The 2695-nt window shown below is 35.8% G+C and carries 1 protein-coding gene and 1 pseudogene; one reads left to right on the forward strand and one right to left on the reverse strand.

Annotated features, from left to right (window positions below; all coding sequences use genetic code 11):
• Window positions 1-408 (forward strand): annotated as a pseudogene (locus L2764_RS26635) (hypothetical protein); the annotation flags it as partial.
• Window positions 409-787: 379 nt separating this feature from the next.
• Here L2764_RS26635 and L2764_RS26640 read toward each other — a convergent pair.
• The gene (locus tag L2764_RS26640; protein WP_248943358.1) at window positions 788-2269 is read right to left on the reverse strand and encodes a hypothetical protein; all 1482 of its coding nucleotides are present in this window, start codon (window positions 2267-2269) and stop codon (window positions 788-790) included.
• Window positions 2270-2695 lie beyond the last annotated feature (426 nt).

Below are 2695 nucleotides of genomic sequence, written 5' to 3' on the forward strand. Positions count from 1 at the left end.
TATTTGCAGTACCAACGTACAGCCCAGAGAATAATGTCGCCAGTAAAGTGTCGGCCTTTGAAGTCTGACATAATGGATCCGATGAGGTTATTTTTAATGAGTGTGGCTCAAGTAGCCAACTTTGCAACGGAGCCAAACAGCATGATAGCTAAGGTACTCACTGAATTTATGATTGACCTTGCCGCTGCTATGGCTCGGGATGATTACGAAACAAGGCGTAAGCGTCAGGCTCAGGGGATATCAAAAGCCAAAGCTTTAGGTAAGTACCAGGGAAGACAACCTGATCACGAACTTAGAGAGAATATTCGACTATTGATCAGTGAGGGTAAAAGTTGGTCCCAAGTGCAAAATCTCCTAAAATGCAGCCGCTCTACGATAGCCAAAGCATCAAAATTCGCTTCTACTTAAATTCTAACGAGCAATCACCCTGCAATATTCTCAGGTTTCACGCACAGCCGCGCAAATAGAGCCTTATTAATGCGTGACAATGATAATATTGTGGTTTTCGCCCATCCCTATTAGGGGTATGCTCATTGTTCACACAGAATTAAATATACACCTTTATAAAATATTGTATTCATTTAATTTTTTAGGGGTGTCAACAAGGATTACACTGTGTAATTTGTGGTTTTTTCTATTATACGTGACGTATGCATTACCAGTATATTTAGCTTCGAGCTTAGAATTATCTAGCAAGGTTTGTACGTACTCATCTAGGCGATTTATTTTCCTATCAGTAGAGTTTTCAACACTAAAATATTTCGACAAATTATCTGTGTATTCTTTATTAATTTCGTAAAGATTTTGATTCCGAGTAAGAACAAAACGGCATCTGTTTAGACGAGGATAGTTCACTAAATACGGATTCTGAAACAGGTAGAACTATTCCCTTTTGTAGCTTGGTATCCAGTTTAAACTTATCTATATTACAGTTCAAAACTAATGGATTGAGTGTAAAAGATATGACTTCTAGAAAATCATTGTCAGATAAACCTAAGTCTCTGTAAATTAGGTAGGTAACCAACATTCTTAACTTCCAATATATGTTACTTACTGTGTCTGTAGAGAGTTGCTCAACTTCACCATGAGCAGCCCTATCTCTGATCCCTTTAATCAAATGCAGGTCATCATTCGAAAAAAACACTTCTGTAACGTTCTTACCTATGCATCTTAGGTACTTCTTAACTTTTTGTTTGAAGGTTGCAGTAGAACGATTAGGTATGGCTTCCCTAAGCACTGCCATATTACTCAAATCAGTTTGAATGCCTTTTGAAAAAGCTTTGACAAGCTCTGTATCGCTAGATATCAAGGCTGAAAGTTTACCCATTAGCTTGGCATACTCATCTTCATCAAGCATACTATCAAGGTTCAGTTTGTTTACTTTGTAGCTGCAATACTTATCGAGAATAGCTGTATAAAGCATGGTTTCATATTCTAAAATTCCATTGATATTGTATAGATTTATTGTTCTTGACCAGATCTCCTCAAATTCAAACTCATTTTTTACGAAATATGACTCACAAATTATTTTGAAATGTTTCCTCAATGGTCCTGACAGCATGAAGCTGTTTGGGTATGATAGATCATGTTCAGAAGTATTTTTTACTGTTGGAATGTATAACGTTCCATTATTGTCGCCATCCGACACTTCTATTTTGGAAACTGTTATTGGAAAACCCGTAATCCATGTGAAAAGGTTTTTTGACTTATATAAGTACTTTTCTATTTCACTGAAAGTTATGAGTTTTTCAAATTCAAAAAACAGAATTATGGAGTTTGTGAACTTAAAACCATCATTGTTAGATAATCGATAGTATTGCTTCAACCCAACTTTGATAACTTGATCATCTTTGAATACTGTGGCATCCATTGGCTCAATGGTGATATTTCCACTCAGGTCACCATTTTGCTCTAAATTTCTTGAAATTTCATTGTTGAAATACGGTGCTAATTCAGGAAGCGTGAAATACACTTTTTTTAATTTGGTTATTTCTGCTTTACCTGAATATACATATCGAAACAACTTAAATAGGTGAGTTCCAGAATCAATTGCACCAGACAAAAGATACTTTGGAGCTAGCTGTTCGGTAAACCCTTCTACCTGAACAATATCTGAATTATTTTCATAAAAATACAAATGGTTGCTAACATGAGATAGCGCTGGAACCTTTCCGTGCTTAATTTCAAGTTTACAGTACTCACCTTCGGTAACTCGAACATTTAGTTCTAAATTTCCAGCTAGCAGTAAATCCAAAATTTCACCTGACATTAAATTATACACATACAAATCGTACCTAAAATTTTATCTTTAGCTACTCTTTTTAAGTTAGAGAGACTAATTTTGTCTATGTAAAGTACTATAAATTTATACTGTGCTTTCAGCGACAATTTCAGGGTTTTAAGTGCTATTTTTACCTGAACCTTAATAGTGGTGAAATCCACTAACTATTGGCATTCCGTTTTAGAGATTTTTTTGCTAAGATAAGTGTTCATTTCAGAGCTTATCCTACTCTTTTTCCTCGAAATCCAAAGTCGTTATGCGTCCAATCATTATTATGTTAGTGCGACGTGAAGTCGTATGAAGCGCTGTTCACCGCTTATGAGTGAACCATCTGTATCACCAGATGACCCTATGACTCTGAATAAAGAAGCGAGTCTGACAATGTAACAAAGTCCATTGGACGGGAAAAGAATC

It is taken from the genome of Shewanella surugensis, from assembly GCF_023284005.1.
Taxonomy (GTDB): domain Bacteria; phylum Pseudomonadota; class Gammaproteobacteria; order Enterobacterales; family Shewanellaceae; genus Shewanella; species Shewanella surugensis.